A 23,892-nucleotide genomic window follows, 5' to 3' on the forward strand; every position below is an offset into this window, starting at 1 on the left:
AATATGAAAAAGGAATATACCATAACCGTTTATACCGAAAATCAAATTGGCTTATTGAATAGAATTGCCATCATTTTTTCGCGTAGAAAAATTAATATAGAAAGCTTAAACACTTCACCCTCTGAATCGGAAGGCATTCATCGCTTTACAATTCTAATTAATGAAACAGAGGAAGTGGTAAGAAAACTCTGCAGGCAAATTGAAAAACAAGTTGAAGTTTTAAAAGCATATTACAATACTGAGGATGAAATTGTATGGCAAGAACTAGCCATGTATAAAGTATCAACCGACGCAATAGCTGAAAAAGTAAAAGTTGAAAGGCTACTACGTGAATATGGAGCCCGTGCAGTTGTAATTAGAAAAGATTATACAGTTTTTGAAACATCAGGTCATCGCGAAGAAACCGACCGCTTAATAAAAGTGTTAGAGCCGCATGGCTTAATTGAATTTGTTAGAAGTGCAAGGGTAGCCATCATTAAATCAAGCAATGGCTTCCACGAAAAATTAAAACAATTTGAGCAATTAGAACCCGGTGAAGAGGTAATTGAAAATGAATACCTGAGTAAACAGGCTGAAGTATTTTCTATGTAATAAACCATTATACAAACAACCAACATTAAAAACTAAAAATTAGCAAAATGGCAAAACTGAATTTTGGCGGCGTTGAAGAAAATGTAGTAACCCGCGAAGAATTTCCTCTTTCAAAAGCACAGGATGTATTGAAAAATGAAATTGTGGCTGTAATAGGATATGGCGTTCAAGGTCCCGGACAGGCTTTGAATATGCGCGACAATGGCATTAACGTTATTGTAGGCCAGCGCAAAAATTCGAAAACGTGGGATAAAGCCATTGCCGATGGTTTTGTTCCCGGACAAACTTTGTTTGAAATTGAAGAGGCTTTACAAAAAGGCACCATTATTTGTTACCTGCTCAGCGATGCTGCTCAAATTGCTTTATGGCCAACCGTAAAAAAACACTTAACACCGGGGAAAGCATTGTATTTTTCGCACGGCTTTGGTATTACTTTTAATGATCAAACCGGTATTGTTCCTCCTAAAGATGTGGATGTATTTTTAGTTGCCCCAAAAGGTTCCGGAACTTCATTAAGAAGAATGTTTTTACAAGGACGTGGCCTAAACAGCAGTTTTGCCATATACCAAGATGCTACAGGAAAAGCTAAAGAAAGAGTAATTGCTTTAGGCATTGCCGTTGGTAGTGGTTATTTATTTGAAACTGATTTCAGAAAAGAAGTATACAGCGATTTAACCGGTGAAAGAGGCACATTAATGGGTGCCATACAAGGCATATTTGCTGCACAATACCAGGTATTGCGCGATAAAGGCCATTCACCCAGTGAAGCATTTAATGAAACTGTTGAAGAACTTACCCAAAGTTTAATGCCTTTAGTTGCAGAAAATGGCATGGATTGGATGTATGCCAACTGTTCAACTACTGCACAACGGGGAGCACTTGACTGGTGGAAAAAATTCAGGGATGCTACCGCACCTGTTTTTAAGGAATTATATGAAAGCGTTGCCAGTGGGAAAGAATCACAACGCTCCATTGATTCCAACAGTCAGCCTGATTACAGAGAAAAATTAGAAAAAGAATTACAAGAATTACGCGATAGCGAAATGTGGCAGGCCGGAAAAACTGTACGCAGTTTAAGGCCTGAAAATCAGTAATAAAATGTGTGTCAAGATGATGGTGTAGCGTTACACCATCATCTTTAAAAAAAATTGTGGCAATGCAGGTTCAGGAAAAAATAGAGGTATTCAATTTTCAAGAGGCTTATCAAAAACTAAAGCAGGTAGTAGTAAAAACACCACTACAATACAATGAAGTTTTATCAAAACAATACCATTGCAAAATATTTCTTAAACGCGAAGATTTGCAAATCGTTCGTTCCTACAAAATTCGCGGCGCATATAATTTACTAAACAGCATTCCTACACAACAATTACAAAAAGGCGTTGTATGTGCAAGCGCCGGTAACCACGCACAGGGCTTTGCGTATAGCTGCAAATACCTGGGCATTAAAGGTGTAATTTTTATGCCGATAATCACACCCAAACAAAAAATTAATCAAACTAAAATGTTTGGGGAGGATGCAATTGAAATTATTTTAACGGGTGATACTTTTGATGATTGTGCCGCAGCCGCACAAGAATATACCTTACAACACGGAATGACCTTCATTCCCCCATTCGATGATTTTAAAATTATTGAAGGACAAGCAACAGTGGGAATGGAAATTCTGGAGGAATTGCACTTAATTGATTATTTGTTTTTACCCGTTGGGGGCGGTGGATTAGCCGCAGGTGTTGGCAGCTATTTCCAAAGGCAAGCACCTCAAACAAAAATTATAGGTGTTGAACCAGAAGGGGCTCCATCCATGACACGAGCTTTTGAATGCGGTTATCCGGTTGCCTTACCAACTATTGACCGATTTGTAGATGGTGCTGCCGTTAAAAAAGTGGGTAATCTTACCTACCCCATTTGTAAATCAACACTTTCAGAACTATGCCTGGTTCCCGAAGGAAAAGTGTGTACCACAATTTTAAATTTATACAACCAAAACGCCATTGTTGCAGAACCCGCCGGCGCTTTAAGTATTGCTGCATTAGATGCATTTGCAGACCAAATTAAAAACAAAACCGTTGTTTGCATTATTAGCGGAGGCAACAATGATATTGACCGAATGCCCGAAATAAAAGAAAGGGCTTTGCAATTTGAAGGTTTAAAACATTATTTCTTAATACAATTTGCACAACGTCCCGGTGCACTCAGAGAATTTTTAAACGATGTGCTGGGTAAAAACGATGACATTACCCGCTTTGAATACATGCAAAAAACCAATAAAGAAAAAGGTCCTGCATTGGTAGGCATTGAATTAAGTAATCGTAACGATTATACCGCACTTATTCAACGCATGCAACAACATCAAATAGATTTTACGGAAATTAATAAACAAAACACACTTTTTAGCTATCTTATCTAATTTTTTAAGCAAAAACTTAGATAATTTAAACAATTTTCCCAAAAAATTAAATATATTTGAACAATTACCGCCATTACATAAAATAATTCAAACAACAATGGTAAACTTTAACAACACAATGGCTGCAAACGAAGGTTTATACAACCCTGCTTTTGAACATGATGCTTGTGGTATTGGTTTCGTTGCCAATATTAAAGGCAATAAGTCGCATCAAAATGTATTAGATGCCCTTACCATTTTAGAAAACATGGAGCATAGAGGTGCCTGCGGATGCGAAAACAATACGGGCGATGGTGCGGGCATTATGATTCAACTACCCCATGAATTTTTCTTTGAAGAATGTGTAAAACTTGGGGTACATCTGCCCAGTTTTGGAAAATACGGAGTTGGCATGATCTTCTTTCCAAAAGATATTCGATTAAAGGAAGAATGCCGCGATATATTTAACAGAGCTGCTGAAACACTCGGACTTGAAATTCTTGCCTATAGAAAAGTGCCTGTTAATCCTTCAAACATAGGTGCAACAGCTCTTTCAGTAGAACCTGAAATTGAACAAGTTTTTATAGCATGCCCCGATCATATTAACCATGCCGATGCATTTGAAAGAAAATTATTTGTATTAAGAAACTATGCTACACATACAATTCAAAATACAGTAAAAAAAGATAATATTGGTTTTTACATTGCTTCACTTTCTTATAAAACAATTGTTTATAAAGGGCAATTAACCAGCATGCAGGTTCGCACTTATTTTCCCGATTTGCAAAATAAAAGAGTAGTAAGTGCATTTGGCTTGGTACACTCACGCTTTGCTACCAACACATTTCCTTCATGGAAATTAGCACAACCATTCCGTTACATTGCACACAATGGCGAAATCAATACATTACAAGGCAACTTAAACTGGTTAAAAACCAGTGAGAAAGGATTCACTACACCTTATTTTACTAAAGAAGAAATGGAAATGCTTTTGCCCATTGTTTCTGAAAACCAGTCTGATTCTGCTTGTTTAGATAACATGATTGAATTGCTAACCTTATCAGGTCGATCACTTCCGCATGTAATGATGATGCTGATTCCGGAAGCTTGGGATGGTAATGAACAAATGGATCCGGTAAAAAAAGCGTTCTATGAGTTTCATGCGGCTTTTCAGGAACCTTGGGACGGGCCTGCTTCCATTTCATTTACCGATGGCAAAATAATTGGTGCCACTTTAGACAGAAATGGATTACGCCCATCACGTTACTGTGTAACAAAAGATGATAGAGTAATTATGGCTTCTGAAACCGGCGTATTGCCCGTTGATCCTGAGCTAATAATTGAAAAAGGTCGCCTACAACCCGGCAAAATGTTTGTGGTTGATATGGAACAAGGTAGAATTATTAGTGATGAAGAATTGAAGAAAGATATTTGTTCCAGAAAGCCTTATGCAGAATGGTTAAACAAATATAAAATTCGTTTAGAAGAATTACCTGAACCCAGGGTAACGTTTACCCATTTACATCACGATCAGGTATTCAAATACCAAAAAGCGTTTGGCTACACCACAGAAGATTTAGAAACCATTATTGCCCCTATGGCATTAGATGGCAAAGAACCCATCGGTTCAATGGGTACTGATACACCATTGGCCATTTTAAGTAATCAACCACAGCATTTAAGCCATTATTTTAAACAATTGTTTGCGCAGGTTACTAATCCACCTATCGATCCTATTCGCGAAAAGATGGTGATGAGCCTTGCCACATTTGCAGGAAACAATGGAAATATATTGGTAGAAGATCCGCTTGATTGCCATAGTGTAGCACTGAAGCATCCAATTCTAAACAACCACGAACTAGAAAAAATTAGAAGTATTGATACCGGAATTTTTCAAGCAAAAACACTTCAAACCTATTTCCGTGCTGATGGACAACCCGGTTCATTACAAAAAGGCATTGACCGACTTTGTCGTTATGCAGTTGATGCGGTTGAAGATGGCTTTGAAGTACTCATCCTCTCCGATCGCGCAATTGACAGTGAACATGCACCTATTCCAACTTTATTAGCAACTGCTGCTGTACATCACCATTTAATTAGAAAAGGATATCGTGGGCAAGTAGGTATTATTGTTGAGGCAGGCGATGTTTGGGAAGTACACCATTTTGCCTGTTTAATTGGTTTTGGTGCAACTGCAATTAACCCATATTTAGCATTGTCAACCATTCGCGATATGAAGATGAATGGACAATTAAAAACTGACCTGGATGTTGATCAGTTGAAGAAAAATTATATTAAAGCAGTTTGTGACGGGTTATTGAAAGTGTTTTCCAAAATGGGTATCTCAACCTTACAATCCTACCAGGGTGCGCAAATTTTTGAAATTGTGGGATTGAATCAATCCGTAGTTGATAAATATTTTACCGGTGCCACTTCCCGTATTCAAGGAATGGGGTTAGATGAAATTGCTCGTGAAGCTTTGGCAAAACACCAATTAGCTTTCAGCAAAAAAGAAGCACCTGTTCAGCGATTAGCAGTTGGTGGGTTATATCAATGGAAAAGAAAAGGAGAAGAACATTTGTTCAATCCTCAAACCATTCATTTATTGCAATATGCTACGCGAATGAATGATTATAATACCTACAAAAAGTACGCAAAGCTTATTAATGAGCAGGGCGCAAAAGCATGCACTATTCGCAGTTTATTAGATTTTAAAAGAACAAGACAACCTATATCCATTGACGAAGTAGAACCTGCAGAAAATATTTACAAACGCTTTGCCACAGGCGCAATGAGTTTCGGCTCTATTTCCCATGAAGCTCATAGTACATTGGCTATTGCCATGAATCGTCTTGGTGCAAAAAGCAATACCGGCGAAGGCGGCGAGGACGAAATAAGATACACGCCTTTACCCAACGGCGATAGTATGCGCAGTGCTATTAAACAAGTAGCCTCTGCACGCTTTGGTGTAACCAGTTTATATTTAACCGAAGCCGATGAATTGCAAATTAAAATGGCACAAGGTGCAAAGCCCGGTGAAGGCGGACAATTACCCGGCCATAAAGTTGATGAATGGATTGGAAAAGTACGGCATGCAACGCCGGGTGTAGGATTAATTTCACCTCCGCCCCATCACGACATTTATTCAATTGAAGATTTAGCACAACTGATATACGATTTGAAGAATGCCAATAGAAAAGCACGCATTAGTGTTAAATTGGTTGCGAAAGCCGGCGTTGGAACCATTGCTGCCGGTGTTGCAAAAGCTAAAGCAGATGTAATTCTTATTTCAGGGTACGATGGGGGCACAGGCGCCTCACCCATTAGCTCCATTAAACATGCAGGTTTACCATGGGAATTAGGATTAGCAGAAGCGCACCAAACCTTAGTAAAAAATAAATTACGCAGCAGAGTGATTTTACAAGCTGATGGACAAATGAAAACCGGCAGAGACATTGCTATTGCCACTTTAATGGGTGCTGAAGAATGGGGCGTAGCAACTGCAGCATTAGTTGTAGAAGGCTGTATTATGATGCGTAAATGCCACCTCAATACTTGTCCGGTAGGTATTGCTACGCAAGATGAAACACTTAGAAAACAATTTACCGGCAATCCCGACCATGTAATTCATTTCTTCCAATTTATTGTACAGGAATTGCGTGAAATTATGGCCGAATTGGGTTTTAGAACTATTAACGAAATGGTAGGACAGGTTGATAATCTTACCGTTCGTGATAATATTCATCATTGGAAATATCAACACCTCGATCTTTCACCAATTTTATATAAGCAACCTGCTTCACCATATGTTGGTTTATACCAGCAGGAAATACAAGATCATGGATTAGACAATGTACTTGATTGGCAATTATTGGAAAAAGCAAAACCTGCTATAGAGGAAGCCAAAAAAGTACAAGCACAATTCAAAATTAAAAACACAGACAGAACTGTTGGCGCTATTCTTTCAAATGAAATTACGAAACGATATCGTTCAAAAGGACTTCCTGAAAATACCATACATTTTAAATTTTTGGGAACTGCCGGACAAAGTTTTGGCGCTTTCAACACAAATGGCATTACGTTAGAATTGGAAGGCGATGCCAATGATTATTTTGGAAAGGGTTTAAGCGGTGCTAAACTGATAGTTTATCCGCCCAAACAAGCTTCATTTGTGCCGGAAAACAATATCATAATCGGCAATGTAGCCCTGTATGGTGCTACTTCGGGCGAAGCATTTATTAGAGGAAAAGCAGGGGAACGTTTTGCCGTTAGAAATTCCGGCGCTATTGCGGTTACAGAAGGAGTTGGCGATCATGGATGTGAATATATGACCGGTGGTAAAGTGGTAGTATTAGGTAATACAGGCCGAAACTTTGCTGCAGGCATGAGTGGCGGAATTGCCTATGTGTACGATGTAAACAATAATTTCAAAACCAATTGCAATACTGAAATGGTTGATTTAGATCCATTAGATGAACAGGACAGCCTTGAATTATTTCAACTCATTCAGCAACACCATCAATATACCGGAAGTACCGTTGCCAAGTTTGTTTTAGATGATTTTGAAAATCAATTAAAAAACTTTATTAAAGTGTTCCCAAGAGATTATAAAAAGGTGTTACAAGAAAAAAACAAAGCAACCGTAACACAAAAAAAATAACTCAACTTATTGCATCAACCCACATCATTTAAAAAAATTTCAACATGGGAAAAACAACAGGATTTTTGGAATTTGAAAGGGAATTACCCAAAAAAAGGCCGGTTGAAGAACGTATTAACGACTACAAAGAATTTGTACTTCCTTTCACAGCAGAACAATTACATCAACAATCTGCACGTTGCATGAATTGCGGAGTTCCTTTTTGCCACAATGGATGTCCGTTGGGAAATGTAATTCCTGAATTTAATGATGCAGTGTATAATGCCAACTGGCAGGAAGCATATGAAATTTTAATTTCAACCAATAATTTTCCGGAATTTACCGGACGCATTTGCCCGGCCCCTTGTGAAAGCGCATGCGTATTAGGCATAAATCGCCCCGCGGTTACCATTGAAGAAATAGAAAAACATATTATTGAAATTGCCTTTGAAAAAGGATTTGTACAACCAAGAAAACCCAACATAAGTACCGGAAAAAAAGTTGCCATTATAGGTTCCGGTCCTGCCGGATTAGCGGCGGCGGCTCAACTAAATTATGCAGGCCATAGTGTTACCGTATTTGAACGCGATGATGCACCGGGCGGCTTATTAAGATATGGCATACCCGATTTTAAATTGGAAAAATCGGTATTGGATAGAAGAATTCAATTAATGGAGCAAGAAGGCATTGTATTTAAATGCAATGCCAATGTGGGCGTAAATGTGAGTATTAACGATTTACTGCGAGAATTTAATGCCATTATATTGGCGGGTGGTTCCACCAAGCCACGAGATTTACCTATACCCGGCAGAGAATTAGAAGGTGTTTATTTTGCCATGCAGTTTTTAAAACAAAATAATAAACGAGTGGCAGGTAAAGCACCTACAGCATCTACCGGTAATACCATAGAAAGCAATATGCTTGCTAATGAAATTATGGCCACTGACAAAAATGTAATTGTAATTGGCGGTGGTGATACGGGAAGTGATTGTGTAGGTACTTCCAATCGTCATAAAGCTAAATCAGTCACTCAATTTGAATTATTACCCAAACCACCTGAAAGTCGTACACCATTCATGCCCTGGCCTACCTACCCCATGCTATTAAAAACAACTACTTCGCATGAAGAAGGGGGTAATCGCCATTGGGCTATTGTTACCAAAGCATTTTTAGGTGATGAAAATGGGAAATTAAAAGCAGTTAAAGTAGTTGATGTTGAATGGACGGTTAGTAATGATGGCAAGCCAACTCGGTTTGTAGAAATACCGGGTACAGAAAGAGATTTGCCTTGTGAATTAGCTTTATTAGCCATGGGTTTTGTACATCCGGAACATGCCGGTTTATTGGAGGAAATAGATGTGGAATTAGATGAAAGAGGCAATGTAAAAGCTTCTGAAAAAAATTACCAAACTAATATTACTAAAATATTTACAGCCGGTGATATGCGTCGCGGACAATCATTAGTAGTATGGGCAATTAGTGAAGGCAGAGAATGTGCCCGTAAAGTGGATGAATTTTTAATGGGACAGTCAGTTTTAGAAACAAAAGATGCATCGCTCTGGGAAATTGCATAAATTAATTATTTTTTAATACTTATAATTTTAGCCGCTACATGAGCGGCTTTTTTATTTTTTGAATAATAAGTACTGAAAATCAATTACTTAAGAAAATATCGCAGTTCTTGTTATTAATATTATATTTATTTACATTTGATAATTTATTTCATTTTTCTATTTTTTTTGTTATTTTAGCAAAATAAAATAAATATATTTATTTTTATAACATAAAATGAGCATCATGGTGAACAAACTGTCATTTAAAACTATTGCCCCTTTTACTTTATTAGGCATTGTAGCAATTGCTGCATTATTCGTTCCAACTATCCCAGATTTTGCTGATTCGAAAGGACATTATAATACGGCAGATATTGCTTGGATTTTAGTTGCAACTGCATTGGTATTTTTAATGACACCCGGCTTAGCATTTTTTTATGGTGGCATGGTACATCGCAAAAATGTACTTTCAACTATGATTAAAAGTGTGGTTGCTGCCGGTATTGTAAGTATACTATGGATTGTAGTGGGGTACAGCTTAGCTTTTGGCCAATCTATTGGCGGCTTTATCGGTAATCCTTCCACGCACTTTTTCTTTAAAAATGTAGCTTCCGGAGCACCATGGGCAGGTGCACCTACCATTCCACTCACCTTATTCGCCTTATTTCAATTAATGTTTGCCATTATTACGCCCGGATTGGTGGTAGGTGCTGTTGCTGAACGCATTCGGTTTACAGCCTATATTTTATTTATTGCTTTATTTAGCTTACTGGTTTATGCGCCAATTGCACATTGGACATGGCATCCCGATGGATTTTTAGCTAAAATGGGTGTTTTAGATTTTGCCGGTGGAACGGTTGTACACATATCAGCCGGTTGTGCAGCTTTAGCAGGTGCTTTGGTTTTAAAACGTAGAAAAGTTCATATTGAGCAACGCGAAATTCCACCCGCCAATATCCCCTATGTATTAATAGGCACCGGTTTATTATGGTTTGGTTGGTTTGGTTTTAATGCAGGCTCTGCATTAGCAGCTAACTCATTAGCGGTATCAGCATTTGCAACCACCAGTATTGCAGCCGCTGCTGCGGGTTGTGCCTGGATGTTTTTTGATGCCATGAAAGGCAAAAAACCTTCTGTTTTAGGATTTTGCATTGGGGCTGTGGTGGGTTTAGTAGCCATTACACCTGCCTCGGGTTTTATTGGTATTCCTCAAAGCATATTTGTGGGCGTAATTGCTGCAGTTATTTCGAACATTGCTGTTCACTATAAATCAAAATCGAAATTAGATGATACATTAGATGTATTCCCTTGTCATGGTTTGGGCGGCATTGTAGGCATGTTATTAACCGGGCTATTGGCTACCAAAGCAGTAAATGCTGCCGGGAACAATGGATGGTTGTATGGCAATGCTGCTTTATTCTTTACCCAAATGAAAGCCATGTTAATAGTTGTAGCCTACAGTTTCATTATGTCATTTGCTATTTTCAAGTTTATCAACTTCATTTTACCGCTGAGAGTTAGTTTGGCTGAAGAAGAAGTGGGATTGGATAAATCACAACACGATGAAAAATATGTACAAGGAACATTAATTGTAGAAAAAATTGAAGAAACAGAACCGGGATTAATCACTCAAAAAGAAATTATCATGCATGCATCATAACACGAAAAAGGTACAGCAGGTAACAAGCTTCTGACCAAGCCTATTTGCTGTACCCTTTTATTAACAAAAAACCAACCACAATGTTAAAGAAAATTTGCCAACTAACTGCAATAAGTTTTGCAGCGGTCACTTCTATTGAAGCACAAACCGACACAACCAAAAAATTGGAAACGAGCTCTACCACTTTCACCTATTCAGTAGATGCTTATTACAGAACCGATTTTACAGACCCTGCTTCCGACAGCAAAACAAACAGCTTAACCAGTTTTACCAATTCTAAAAATTCATTTGAATTGGGCATGGCTTCTGTGAGAGTAGATCAAACTTTTGGAAAAGTAGGAGCTACTGCTGATTTGGGTTTTGGACAACGTGCCGAAAGTTATTCTTATAACGATGTAGGAACCATGGCAGCTATTAAACAACTATTCCTCACCTATCACCCATTTAAAAACTTAACCTTCACCGCCGGAAAATTTGGCACCTTCATTGGCTATGAAGTATTAGATGCTTACGCTAACAGAAACTACAGTATGAGTTATGGGTTTTCCTACGGCCCATTCTTTCATACCGGTATTAAAGCCGATATTTCTTTGGGGGGCAAAACCGCCATCATGGTAGGAATAGCCAATCCAACAGATTATACAACCACTTCCTCATCTAACAAAGTGGCATTGGCGCAAATAAGCACAGGTACTAAAGATGATCATTTTAAAGCCTTCCTCAATTTCCAAGGTGGTACCGGTTTTAATCAATTCGACTTAGTATTGAATGCAACGTTATCAGATAAACTAAGCCTTGATTATGACGGGACTATTAAAACCGTGCATGAAAATGGAGTAAGTAATAACTGGACTAGCAATGCATTGTACATTAATTACGACATCAACAAAACAGTGGGGTTCACTTTAAGGAATGAATATTTTAACGACAAAAAAAATGTAGCCGGTGTTGGTGCAGCCATTTTTGCCACAACACTTTCCGGAAATATTCACATTAATAATCTTACACTCATTCCGGAATTCAGAATAGATAATTCACAATCAGCCATTTTCTCTAAAAGCAGCTTATATAATTCCAGCAAAAATGATATCAGCTGCCTGCTTGCAGCCGTTTACAAATTCTAACCTACACCAAAACCAAACTAACTAAAAACAAACTTATTATCATGAAAAAATCAAAACCGTCCTTTTTAGGAAAAAAATATTTATATACACTAATATTGTTATTTGTATTTACGATAACATTTATACCATCACACAGTTTTGCACAAGACCCCACAGGAGCCAAAACCGGAACATTAGCGGATATTGATACATCTGCCGTTAAAACATTAGATACAATAAGCAAAGCAAAAGATAGTAGTACCGCAAAATTGGCTGAACATATTAGCCAATTAGCAAGCACAGTTCATAGTATTGGAGATGCAGATGGCCACAATAAAATTGCAATTAATATTATGTGGACCTTAATTGCCGGTTTTTTGGTAATGTTTATGCAGGCAGGATTTGCCATGGTTGAAACAGGATTTACACAAAAGAAAAATGTGGCACATACCATGCTCATGAATTTTTTAATTTATGCAATTGGCATGTTAGGATTTTGGATAGTTGGATTTGCTATTATGTTTGGCGGATCTCTAAATCCTGCAACATTGGGTGGTGCACCGGGCGTTTCCAGTCATGAAGTAATCATTCATTTATTTGGTAAAGATTTTGGCATTGCCGGAACTGCTGCCTACTTTTTAAACAGTAAGGTTTATGACGTAGGGGTATTTACGTTGTTTTTATTCCAAATGGTTTTCATGGATACAACTGCCACAATTCCTACCGGGTCAATGGCTGAACGTTGGACTTTAAAATCATTTATTGTATATGGCTTTTTTATCTCCATGTTTGTTTACCCACTTTATGGAAATTGGGTATGGGGCGGTGGATGGCTTTCAGCTTTAGGCACCAATTTTGGTCTGGGACATGGTCATGTTGATTTTGCTGGCTCTTCTGTTGTTCATATGGTTGGCGGCGTTGCAGCTTTAGCCGGAGCAATAGTAATTGGTCCACGTTATGGTAAATATGGGAAAGATGGATCAGTAAAAACAATTCCCGGACATAATATTCCAATGGCCATTATTGGTACGTTTATTTTAGCATTCGGTTGGTTTGGATTTAATCCAGGATCAACATTAGCCGGTGGTGATTTACGTATTAGCATTGTTGCAGTAAATACAATGTTAGCCTCAGCAGCAGGTGCTATTGCAGCATTGTTTTACATGTACATTAAGGGCGGAAAAGCTGACCCAGGCATGGTTGCAAATGGAATGCTGGCGGGCTTAGTTGCCATAACAGCACCCTGTGCATTTGTTACAGCAACATCAGCAGTAATTATTGGTGCTATTTCAGGTATTCTGGTGATTTTAGTATACAATTTTGTAGATACCAAATTAAAAATTGATGACCCTGTTGGAGCATTTGCTGTACATGGCGCAAATGGAGCTTGGGGTGTGTTAGCACTTGGTCTATTTGCCGATGGATCGTATGGTGATGGTTGGAATGGCATTTCAGGCACAGTAAAAGGTTTGTTTTATGGTGATTACAAACAATTTATTGCCCAATGCATTGGCACAATTACCTGTTTTGTTTTTGTATTTGTAGTGATGTATGTGTTTTTTAAACTACTTAACAAAGTAATTCCTTTAAGAACAAAAGAAGCCGATGAAATTGCCGGTTTAGATATTCCGGAGACCGGCGTGTTGGGATATGTTGATTAATTAATGATCAATAAAATGTTTTCATAAATAAACATGAGGAGGGATACACAGGGATGGGGTTGCATAACCCCTTCCCTTCTATCATTATTAAATTAAACATTTACTATATGTATCCAAAAATTAAAAAAGCTATTCAACCATTTAGGTTACTATTAAACGATAGTAGGGTAACCGGAATTTTATTAATAACATGCACATTGGTATCAATAGTGCTTTCAAATGCAACATCTACGCACAACTATCTTTTATTTTGGCATAAAAGCATTCTAAAAACCGATGCTGAAATTTTTCCTAACACCCCTTTAAGCTTCGTTAATACGGCACTCATGTCATTCTTTTTTCTTTTAGCCGGAACTGAAATAAAACGAGAATTGAGCAATGGTGAATTATCTGCTTTCAAAAAGGCAATACTACCTTTTGGAGCAGCTTTAGGTGGCATGGTTGTACCTGCATTATTATATTTTTTATTCAACCGAACCTCAGGTCATTTATCCGGATGGGGTATTCCAACTGCAACAGATATAGCATTTTCATTGGGCATTGCTTCTATCATAGGCAAAAGATTCCCCGTTTCCCTAAAAATATTTTTAATGGCTTTAGCTATTATTGATGATTTGGGTGCAATTATTATCGTAACTTTTTTTTATGGTGGTGCTATTGATTTCAATTATTTTATTGCTGCAGTAGTTTTATACGGCATCCTATTGCTGATGAATTTTACTAAAACAAAAAATTCAGCACTATACATTATCATATCTATTGCGTTATGGTATTGTCTTTATCAATCAGGTATAGAAGCTGCAATAACCGGTGTATTAGTAGCATTAGCACTACCTATTAGCAGTTTAAACAAACTAGAGAAAATAATTCATACTCCTGTCAACTTCATCATTCTACCTTTATTTGCATTAGCCAATACGGCAATAATCTTACCCAACAATATATGGCAAAATATATTTACGCCCATTAGTATGGGCATTCTTTTAGGTTTAGTAGTTGGTAAACCAATTGGCATCTTTTTATTTAGTCGGATATTAGTATATTTAAAAATTGCACATTTACCCGCTAAAACATCTTGGATTCAATTTATAGGTATGGGAACATTAGCCGGCATAGGTTTTACCATGTCCATTTTTACAACAACACTGGCATTTGATCATTCTATCCTAAAAGAACAAGCAACGGTGGCCATTTTATTAGCCATGTGCTTATCATTTGCCATTAGCAGTATTTACTTTTTTATATTAGATATAAAACAAATAAAAATAGCTCGTTCACAACAAATGCTAAAGACCAACCAAGCCAACAACTGGGTTATTCACCAAAACTAACCACCTATTAAGTTGTGAGCACTTTCTTATAAAAGAAAGTAAAAGGCCTTCTATATAAAGAAGGCCTTATTTAAATAGTTTATGCAGAATTCCTCCCTGCATTAATAATTCCAAACGAGCATCGCATGGCCAGCTTTTCGTAAATATTTTTCAACGGTTCTTTTGAGGGTATATTTTCTAGTTCTCTAATTTTGGTAATTGCATATTGCTGAATAGTAACCAATGGCAATACTATTCTCTCACGCATTTGAATAGATAAATGATCAACCGGATAATCGGCCATTAAAGTAGTTTTACCATTTAGCAATAAAACATATTTTTTTGTTAGCTCATATTCATGAAACAACATATTCCAAATATCGCTGTATTTTTCATCGTTCGCTAAAAAAGCAGTTAATGGGAAGAAGCATTTCTGCATGGCCATTTCACAATTATCAATCAGTGTTTTGAAAAATAAAGAATGTTGATACATGGCTTTTATATCATTCCATTTGCCTTGCTTTTCGGCAGTTTGCAAAGCAGTACCTACACCAAAATAACCGGTTACATTAATCTTAATTTGACTCCATGAACCTACAAATGGAATGGCACGCAAATCGTTTAACGTTAGTTTGGTTGAGCTACCTCGTTTGGTAGGCCTACTGCCTATATTGGTTTCAGAATACAATTTTAAAGGACTAACATGCACTAAGAAATCAATGAAATAGGGATGATTTTTCAATTGCAGAAAAGCATCATAGCTGATTGAAGCAATTTCACTCATTAACGCTTCTTCTTTTTCAGTAAAAGTGATAGCATTATTTGAAAATATTTCATTATACATACCTGCATGTATCAGTTGCTCAATATTGTATTGGGCAGAATCAACAGTTCCAAAATTAGAACTTACAGTTTGACCTTGTATGGTTAATTGTATTTCTTTATTGGAAATATTCTTACCCATTGAAGCATAAAACTGGTGGGTTTTACCGCCACCACGTGCAGGAGGACCACCCCTACCATCAAAGAATACAACGTCAATGCCATATTGTTGTGAAATAGCAGTTAAAGCTTCTTTAGTTTTATAGATACTCCAATTGGCCATTAAATAACCCCCATCTTTGGTACCATCACTAAAGCCTAACATAATGGTTTGTTTGTTATTCCGATATTTTAAATGAGCACGATACACCTTATGTTGGTACAAAGTTTCCATAATATGTGCTGCATTTTGCAAATCGTCAATAGTTTCAAAAAGGGGAACAATATCAATTGACATTTTTTCTTTTGGCCACCCCATCATTAAAAACATACCAAACACTTCCATTACATTCACAGCACTAAAGCAATGGCTAATGATATAACGATTACAACCGGCTTCACCATTTAACTGTTGAATTTGACGGATAGCACCAACAATTTCCAACGTATCTTTTTGCACTGCATCGGCGAACAAATTAGTATCTATAACAGTTGAAATATTAGCAAGTAAATTCAATTGCTCATTCTCAGATACATCATTAAAGTTTTTGGGCAAAATAGCGTTGTTAGCAATAATCGTTTCGTAAATTTTTCCGTGAATACTACTATCCTGCCTTATATCTAAGGTTGCAAAATGTAAACCAAACAACTCTACTTTATTAATTAATGAATCAACTAAACCTACAAATAGTTGGTTATACTCATAAATTAACTGATGCTTAATTTTTTCGAGTGCGTCTAATATTTCAGCTTTAGTTAAATCGAATGCATGACCAGGAACAAACAAGTTATCATACAATCTTTTTTCCAAATTAGTTAAGGCTGCATCTACACCTTTAAAAGTTAGCCTACGTTTTAATTTACGTACTTCAGTATAATATGATTTTACAATACTTTCTCGCAATGAGTTAGCCACTTTTACTGAAATATCTTTCGTAACAAATGGATTTCCATCACGGTCGCCACCCGGCCAAAAACCCATTCGCAAAATGGTATGATGCGGCTGCAATAAATCGGGCATATTTTCTTTCATGTAAGAAATAATTTTCCCGGCAGCATGGTAAAAAACATTTTCTAAATACCAAATTAAACTTACTGCTTCATCGTAAGGAGTAGGTTTTTGTTGTTGAAAAAAAGGAGTACGACCCAGTTGTTGTAAATAAGTATAAATCTGTTTTTCATTATTGGCATTAATAGCACTCGATAAATCGTGAATGATTCCCAAAACAGCACCTCTATAAAATTGAGTTGGATGTGCCGTTAATACCAATTGAATATGAAAATCATTCATTCGTTTTTTTAAAACTTCTAACAATTGCTTTTGTTCTGCTTCAATTAACAACTGCTTCACTGTACCTTTTCCTTGCATATCATTCACTTCACGAAAAGCAGCATCTTCCAATGCATCAAACAAAACAACTTGTCGTTCAACATATTGAACAAATCGAAATAACAAATCAATTTTTTCTTGTTCGTTTAATATTTCTGTTTGTGTTTGAAAAAAATGTTCAATAATTTCCGAAGGTGCCTGCTTTTTCTTATATCCTTCTTCACAATGCAATAATAACATTGACACCAATATTCCGGTTTTTTCAATTTTATGGAAGGGAAGAGATGTAAAAAGACTATTATATAATTGAAATTTAATAGCTACCTGACTTTGGAATACGGATAAATTTGCAGAACCAGACATAATAAACTTTATATTTTAAACGAATGATACAAATTCTTAGATATTTCAGGCTTGAAAATTAATAAATATTTTGGTAGAATTATTGAATTTTATTTATCTTAGCAACCGAAATTGTAAATATCGTCAATTCAACACGCATTATTAGCAATGTTGTACACAACTTTAAACATACTTGCTATTACAACCACCACCACAACTACCCTGTAAAGGGTAATACTACATTTATATAATACTCCGGGCAATTTTGCTGATTTTAGTTCCTGAAACTAGTATGCACTTTAGTTTAATTTTTACATTTTAAATAGTATAAATTTTATATAAAATAATTATTTTATGATAGTAATGAAATTCGGCGGTTCGTCAGTAGCCAACGCAGATAACATTAAAAAGGTAGGTGAAATTGTAGCTAAGCAACAAAATGAACGTTGTTTAGTTGTTGTTTCAGCACTGGGCGGCGTTACCGATGCTTTAATTCAAGCAGGCCAAACAGCATCTAAAGGCAATGAAAATTACAAACAATCGTTAGGTAATTTAGAAGCAAGACACTTAGATACTATTAAAAACTTATTGCCTATTACTGCTCAAAGTAGTTGTCTGAGTAATGTGAAACAAAAGTTTAATGAATTGGAAGATATTTGCGAAGGGGTATTCAGATTAGGGGAACTTTCAAAGCGTACATTAGACAGAATTATTAGTTACGGTGAACTTCTTTCGTCCGTAATTATTTCCAGCTATTTCAATGCCATTGAAATAAAAAACGTTTGGATAGATAGTCGAAAACTTATCATTACCAACAGCAACTTTGGATTTGCACAAGTAAATTTTGTTGAAACCAACAAAAACATTCAAGCATTTATCAACAATAGCAATGCGAATCTATTTGTAGCTCCTGGTTTCATTGCTTCAAATGAAACAGGACTAACAACCACTTTAGGCAGAGGGGGTTCTGATTATACAGCAGCTATTTTTGCAGCAGCTATTCATGCCAATGCTTTAGAAATATGGACTGATGTTACAGGCATGATGACAGCTGACCCGCGTTGGGTAAGTAATGCAAAAACCATTCCTTCTACTTCATATAAAGAAGCCATGGAATTATCGCACTTTGGTGCAAAAGTAATTTATCCTCCTACTATACAACCTGCCATGCAACAGCTTATTCCGATTTGGATAAAAAACACTTTTGAACCACAACAACCCGGTACCGTTATTGAAAACATTTCTAAAAAAGAAAATGAAATAATTACCGGTATTTCAAGTATCAACGCTATTAGCTTATTAAGTTTAGAAGGAAGCGGCATGGTGGGAATACCCGGTTTTTCTAAACGCTTATTTGAGGCATTATCTTCTGCAAACATCAATGTAATTCTAATTACTCAAAGTTCTTCTGAACACTCAATATGCGTAGCAGTAAATACTGCAGATGCAATTATTGCTCAGCAAGTTGTTGATGAGCATTTTACACACGAAATTAATACCGGAAAATTAGAGCCATTGAAATTAGAACACGATTTATCAATAGTAGCATTGGTTGGTGACAAAATGAAGAGCCATCCGGGTATTGCCGGTAAAATGTTTGCTGCATTAGGAAGAAACGGCATTAATATAAGAGCTATTGCACAAGGATCATCAGAACGAAATATTTCTGCAGTAGTAGCTAATAAAGATGTAAAAAAAGCAGTGAATGTTTTACATGAAGCTTTCTTTGAATCATCCTACAAGCAATTAAATCTATTTATTGTTGGAACCGGTAATGTTGGCAGTAAATTAATAGAACAAATTAATCAACAACAAAAATATTTATTAGAAAATTTAAATATTCAAATTCGAATAACCGGAATTGGAAATAGCAGGCACATGTTGTTTAATGACGAAGGTATTGATTTATCAAAATGGCATCAGTTAATAAACGAGGCACCGGCTATGCATTTACATTCATTTGTGAAAAGCATTATTACAAAAAATTTACGTAACAGTGTTTTGGTAGATGTTACAGCAAATGAACAAGTAGCTGAAACATATGCCGAACTTTTAGCCAACTCCATAGCAGTTGTAGCTTGTAATAAAATTGCAGCTGCATCAACTTATAACAATTATAAAAAATTAAAAAACTTATCGCGAGAATATAATGCTCCTTATTTTTTTGAAACCAATGTGGGTGCCGGATTACCCATAATTGGAACTTTAAACGATTTAATGAAAAGTGGTGATACCATTCATTCAATACAAGCCGTTTTATCAGGTACTTTAAACTATGTATTTAATCACTATGATGGTAAGGAACCCTTTGCGGCGATAGTAAAACGCGCACAAAATGAGGGCTACACAGAACCTGACCCGCGATTAGACTTAGGTGGAACTGATGTAATGCGCAAGATTTTAATATTGGCACGTGAAGCCGGCACAACAATGGAAATTGAAGAAGTTGAGAATCATAGCTTTCTTCCCGCCTCATGCATGGAAGGAACAGTTGAAGACTTTTACAATGAATTAGCAGCTCATGAATTACACTTTAAAGCATTATACGAGAATGCACAAAAAAATAATTGCAAATTAAAATTTGTGGCAGAGTTTAAAAATGGAAAAGCAGAGGTTGGATTAAGAGCTATTCCATCTAATTCAGATTTTTATCATTTATATGGAAAAGACAATATTGTGCTCTTCTATACCAAACGTTATCCGGAACAACCTTTAGTAGTAAAAGGTGCCGGTGCCGGTGCAGACGTTACCGCATCAGGTGTTTTTGCCGACATAATTAGAGTAGCACAATAATTTTAAGCCACCTGACACACTTAGAAAATGATAACAATTAAACATCAAAGCATTACCGTTAGTAGTCCGGCAACCGTTGCCAATATGGTTTGCGGTTTTGACATTTTAGGCTTTGCATTACAGGCACCTTATGATATTTATACCTTAACAATCAGCAATGAAAAAGGCATAAAAATTATTCAGGAGGATGCTTTTGATTTACCTGCAAACCCTGAAGAAAATGTTTCAGGTGCCGCACTATTAGCATTTTTGGAAGCAGTTCCTGAAATACCGGGATTAATATTACACAGTAAAAAAAACATTAAACCCGGAAGTGGCATTGGCTCAAGTGCTGCAAGTGCTGCCGGCGTAGTGGTTGCAGCAAACCATTTAATCAATAATTATTTTCCTAAAGAAGAACTGGTGCGGTTTGCTATGTTTGGTGAAAAAGTAGCCAGTGGCGTTAAGCATGCCGATAATATTGCCCCTGCTATATATGGCGGCGTAACCTTAATTCGTTCTATTTTCCCCTTAGATATTATTCCAATTCAAGCCCCGGATTTGTACGTAACAATTGTACATCCACAAATTGAAATTCGTACAGCTGATGCCAGGCAAATTTTAAAACAGAATATTTTATTAAAAGATGCCATTAAACAATGGGGAAATATTGCAGGCTTGGTAGCAGGCTTAATACATCACGATTACGATTTAATTGGCAGAAGTTTGGAAGATGTAATTATTGAGCCCGTTAGAAGTATACTTATACCAGGATTTAATGAAATTAAAATTAAATGCAAAGAAGCAGGCGCATTAGGAGGTGGTATATCAGGCTCAGGCCCATCTATTTTTATGCTAAGCACCACATTACAAATAGCCAATTCAGTTGAACAAATTATGCAAGAAGTTTATAACCAAATTGGATTGGCATATAACACCTATGTTACCACCATTAACCATGAAGGTGTAAAAATATTGGATTCAAAATAAAATGAACAACAACGCTACAAACAGAAAAGTTTGAACAATGAAATACTATAGTTTAAATAAACAATCACCGGTAGTTGATTTTGCACAAGCTACAATTCAAGGACAAGCACCTGACAAGGGTTTATATTTCCCTGAAACCATTCCTACTTTACCAAAAGGATTTATTGATAATATTCATCAATACAATAAAATTGAAATTGGCATTACGGTTATGTTACCGTATATAGGCAACAGCATGCCACTTCAACAATTGGAAAAAATTATTGAAGAAACCATCAACTTTCCATTTCCATTAATATCTATTACACCTTCCATACATGCTTTAGAATTGTTTCATGGACCAACATTGGCTTTTAAAGATGTTGGTGCCAGATTTATGAGTAGAAGCTTAGGTTACTTTAACAGGAATAATTCCAAACCGGTAACCGTTTTAGTAGCAACATCGGGTGATACAGGTGGTGCAGTTGCAAATGGTTTTTTAGGAGTACAAGGTGTTGAAGTAATTATTTTATTTCCTAAAAATAAAGTAAGTAAGGTGCAGGAATTACAACTCACTACACAAGGTAATAATATTACTGCCTTGGAGATTGAAGGTAACTTTGATGATTGCCAAGCAATGGTAAAAGATGCTTTTATAGATAAGGATTTACAGCAACATTATACACTCACATCTGCCAATTCGATTAATGTAGCAAGATGGTTACCACAGCAACTTTATTATTTTTACGCATACCAACAATGGCAGCAGCAATTGCCCCCCGTTATATCTGTACCAAGCGGCAATTTCGGGAATATTTGTGCAGCTATACTTGCCCATGAATCAGGCTTACCCGTACAACATTTCATAGCAGCATGTAATTCCAATAAAGTTGTAACCGATTATTTAAGCAATGGTGTTTATCAACCACAAAAAGCTATTCCAACATTTTCAAATGCAATGGACGTGGGCAATCCCAGCAATTTTATTCGAATACTAGAAATTTTTCATCAATCGTTTCAAACACTAAAAAATAAAATAAGCAGTTATAGCATTAATGACGATACAACTTTACAAACCATACAAGAAGTCTATCAACAACATCATTATTTACTTGACCCGCATGCTGCAGTGGCTTTTGCTGCAATCAATCAATATTTACAGCAACATCCTAATTTAAAAGGATATATAGCTGCAACTGCCCATCCTGTAAAATTTCCGGATGTTGTTAAAAAGGCTACTCAAATAGAGGTACCTATTCCCGAGAGCATTCAAGATTTATTTAGTAAACCACAAAACAGTACAGTATTGCCTGCACATTTCTCAGCGTTAAAAGAGTTTTTATTGAACAGGAAATAATTTAATACACACAGGCTTTTCTGTTTTTATTTGAACACCGGTTGGCATAAGCATTCCGGTGCTTTTATATATTGAAAATACAACAATGTTGTTCGTATCGCGATTGGCTACTAATAAAAATTTTCCTGTTGGGTCAATGGCAAAATTGCGTGGATGTACGCCTAGGCTTGATTGATGTCCCAATTCTGTTAGTGTTCCATTTGCAGCAATTCTGTAAATAGTAATATCATTTGCCTTTCCTCTGTTTGAAGTATATAAATATTTACCATCGGGAGTAATGTGTATATCAGCACTACCTCTATCATTAGGGTCACCAACGGTGCAGGAATTGACGGTTTGTATAGCATGCAAACGGCCTGTTGTACTATCGTAATCAAAACAAATAACTTTACCAGCTAATTCAGTAATTAAGTAAGCAAATTTTCTATTAGGACTAAACGTTAAGTGCCTAGGGCCATAACCATCCGGAACATCAAACAGTGCCGTATCTGTTTCCGATAAGGGTGCTGCACTGTTACTTGGGTTAAACTTATATTGATATACTTTATCAGTACCTAAATCATCAACAAATAAATATTTATTATCGGGTGAAAAAATGGTACAATGTACATGTGCTTGTTCCTGACGTGTAACATTTACGCTATAACCATGGTGTTCAATATTCTGGGCAAGTGGTTGTAAAGATCCATCTGCATTTATTTTTAACATAGACAAACTACCACTGCTATAATTAGCAACTGCAGCCCATGTATTTGTAGCATCTACATCAATATAACAGGGATCATCGCCCCCACTTGGGGTAGAGTTGAGTAATTGTAATGTGCCATTTTTTTTATTAAATGAAAAAGCGCTTACGCCACCCGGTACCTCTTTATGATTTTCGTTAACTGCATAAACATATTGTCCATTATGGGTTACAGTTAAATAAGATGGATTTGAAGTACCGTTAAAAGTACTTACCAATTTAGCCTCACCATTGGTAGCATTAAATTTATACACTTCAATGTGATTGGTATAGCTACCTACCAACATGTAATATTGATTAGGCTGACTAATACCGAAAATACTAATACAAAAAAAACAAAGGGTTACCAACAAACGCATAAAAATAGTTTTATAGTACAAGATAAATATTTTGCTACGAAACAGTTAGTTAAAAACCAATGAATGGAAGTTTTTGATATTTGCTAATTGTGCATTAAATGCATGCGAATAAAAAAAGCCATTTGAAAAAA

At 36.4% G+C, this 23,892-nt stretch carries 14 protein-coding genes; 12 read left to right on the top strand and 2 right to left on the bottom strand.

Annotated features, from left to right (window positions below; translation table 11 throughout):
• Nucleotides 1–3: 3 nt before the first annotated feature.
• The 9 genes from ilvN to nhaA all read left to right on the top strand — a co-directional run bounded on the left by ilvN (nt 4) and on the right by nhaA (nt 14,927).
• On the top strand, nt 4–591 hold the full coding sequence (gene ilvN / locus LX80_RS05890) for an acetolactate synthase small subunit (protein ID WP_111294235.1): 588 nt from the start codon (nt 4–6) through the stop codon (nt 589–591).
• A gap of 47 nt (nt 592–638) precedes the next feature.
• The gene (gene ilvC / locus LX80_RS05895) at nt 639–1,685 is read left to right on the top strand and encodes a ketol-acid reductoisomerase (RefSeq protein ID WP_111294237.1); all 1,047 of its coding nucleotides are present in this window, start codon (nt 639–641) and stop codon (nt 1,683–1,685) included.
• 62 nt (nt 1,686–1,747) lie between these two features.
• Nucleotides 1,748–3,001, top strand: coding sequence for a threonine ammonia-lyase IlvA (gene ilvA, locus LX80_RS05900; protein WP_111294239.1), 1,254 nt, complete (start codon nt 1,748–1,750; stop codon nt 2,999–3,001).
• A gap of 118 nt (nt 3,002–3,119) precedes the next feature.
• Nucleotides 3,120–7,640, top strand: coding sequence for a glutamate synthase large subunit (gene gltB, locus LX80_RS05905; protein ID WP_111294664.1), 4,521 nt, complete (start codon nt 3,120–3,122; stop codon nt 7,638–7,640).
• Between the two features lie 44 nt (nt 7,641–7,684).
• Nucleotides 7,685–9,193 (top strand): glutamate synthase subunit beta, encoded by a 1,509-nt coding sequence (locus LX80_RS05910; protein ID WP_111294241.1) that lies wholly within the window; start codon nt 7,685–7,687, stop codon nt 9,191–9,193.
• A 223-nt stretch (nt 9,194–9,416) separates the two neighbouring features.
• Complete coding sequence (locus LX80_RS05915; RefSeq protein WP_111294243.1) at nt 9,417–10,832, top strand: ammonium transporter; 1,416 nt, start codon at nt 9,417–9,419, stop codon at nt 10,830–10,832.
• Nucleotides 10,833–10,912: 80 nt separating this feature from the next.
• The gene (locus LX80_RS05920; protein ID WP_111294245.1) at nt 10,913–11,956 is read left to right on the top strand and encodes an outer membrane beta-barrel protein; all 1,044 of its coding nucleotides are present in this window, start codon (nt 10,913–10,915) and stop codon (nt 11,954–11,956) included.
• Between the two features lie 41 nt (nt 11,957–11,997).
• Nucleotides 11,998–13,596: an ammonium transporter gene (locus tag LX80_RS05925; protein ID WP_111294247.1), complete on the top strand. Its 1,599-nt coding sequence runs from the start codon at nt 11,998–12,000 to the stop codon at nt 13,594–13,596.
• Between the two features lie 107 nt (nt 13,597–13,703).
• On the top strand, nt 13,704–14,927 hold the full coding sequence (gene nhaA, locus LX80_RS05930) for a Na+/H+ antiporter NhaA (protein WP_111294666.1): 1,224 nt from the start codon (nt 13,704–13,706) through the stop codon (nt 14,925–14,927).
• 79 nt (nt 14,928–15,006) lie between these two features.
• Here nhaA and LX80_RS05935 read toward each other — a convergent pair whose 3' ends face one another.
• Entirely contained in the window at nt 15,007–17,580 is a 2,574-nt protein-coding gene (locus LX80_RS05935) for a phosphoenolpyruvate carboxylase (protein ID WP_111294249.1), read from the bottom strand.
• Between the two features lie 333 nt (nt 17,581–17,913).
• Here LX80_RS05935 and thrA point away from each other — a divergent pair, with 333 nt between their 5' ends.
• From thrA to thrC, 3 genes are read left to right on the top strand one after another with little or no spacing between them, the layout of a single operon-like run.
• Complete coding sequence (gene thrA, locus LX80_RS05940) at nt 17,914–20,352, top strand: bifunctional aspartate kinase/homoserine dehydrogenase I (RefSeq protein ID WP_111294251.1); 2,439 nt, start codon at nt 17,914–17,916, stop codon at nt 20,350–20,352.
• A 27-nt stretch (nt 20,353–20,379) separates the two neighbouring features.
• The gene (locus LX80_RS05945) at nt 20,380–21,321 is read left to right on the top strand and encodes a homoserine kinase (RefSeq protein WP_111294253.1); all 942 of its coding nucleotides are present in this window, start codon (nt 20,380–20,382) and stop codon (nt 21,319–21,321) included.
• Between the two features lie 37 nt (nt 21,322–21,358).
• Entirely contained in the window at nt 21,359–22,657 is a 1,299-nt protein-coding gene (thrC, locus tag LX80_RS05950) for a threonine synthase (RefSeq protein WP_111294255.1), read from the top strand.
• On the opposite strand, the gene LX80_RS05955 is transcribed toward thrC, so the two are convergent.
• Entirely contained in the window at nt 22,640–23,761 is a 1,122-nt protein-coding gene (locus LX80_RS05955; protein ID WP_111294257.1) for a lactonase family protein, read from the bottom strand. The genes thrC and LX80_RS05955 overlap by 18 nt on opposite strands.
• Nucleotides 23,762–23,892 lie beyond the last annotated feature (131 nt).

The sequence above is a fragment of the Hydrotalea sandarakina genome, from assembly GCF_003254115.1.
GTDB lineage: Bacteria > Bacteroidota > Bacteroidia > Chitinophagales > Chitinophagaceae > Hydrotalea > Hydrotalea sandarakina.

Bases quoted from the DNA above. Each gene is read 5' to 3' on its own strand.
- ilvN (WP_111294235.1), top strand. From the start codon at position 4: ATGAAAAAGGAATATACCATAACCGTTTATACCGAAAATCAAATTGGC.
- ilvC (WP_111294237.1), top strand. From the start codon at position 639: ATGGCAAAACTGAATTTTGGCGGCGTTGAAGAAAATGTAGTAACCCGC.
- ilvA (WP_111294239.1), top strand. From the start codon at position 1,748: ATGCAGGTTCAGGAAAAAATAGAGGTATTCAATTTTCAAGAGGCTTAT.
- gltB (WP_111294664.1), top strand. From the start codon at position 3,120: ATGGCTGCAAACGAAGGTTTATACAACCCTGCTTTTGAACATGATGCT.
- LX80_RS05910 (WP_111294241.1), top strand. From the start codon at position 7,685: ATGGGAAAAACAACAGGATTTTTGGAATTTGAAAGGGAATTACCCAAA.
- LX80_RS05915 (WP_111294243.1), top strand. From the start codon at position 9,417: ATGGTGAACAAACTGTCATTTAAAACTATTGCCCCTTTTACTTTATTA.
- LX80_RS05920 (WP_111294245.1), top strand. From the start codon at position 10,913: ATGTTAAAGAAAATTTGCCAACTAACTGCAATAAGTTTTGCAGCGGTC.
- LX80_RS05925 (WP_111294247.1), top strand. From the start codon at position 11,998: ATGAAAAAATCAAAACCGTCCTTTTTAGGAAAAAAATATTTATATACA.
- nhaA (WP_111294666.1), top strand. From the start codon at position 13,704: ATGTATCCAAAAATTAAAAAAGCTATTCAACCATTTAGGTTACTATTA.
- LX80_RS05935 (WP_111294249.1), bottom strand. From the start codon at position 17,580: ATGTCTGGTTCTGCAAATTTATCCGTATTCCAAAGTCAGGTAGCTATT.
- thrA (WP_111294251.1), top strand. From the start codon at position 17,914: ATGATAGTAATGAAATTCGGCGGTTCGTCAGTAGCCAACGCAGATAAC.
- LX80_RS05945 (WP_111294253.1), top strand. From the start codon at position 20,380: ATGATAACAATTAAACATCAAAGCATTACCGTTAGTAGTCCGGCAACC.
- thrC (WP_111294255.1), top strand. From the start codon at position 21,359: ATGAAATACTATAGTTTAAATAAACAATCACCGGTAGTTGATTTTGCA.
- LX80_RS05955 (WP_111294257.1), bottom strand. From the start codon at position 23,761: ATGCGTTTGTTGGTAACCCTTTGTTTTTTTTGTATTAGTATTTTCGGT.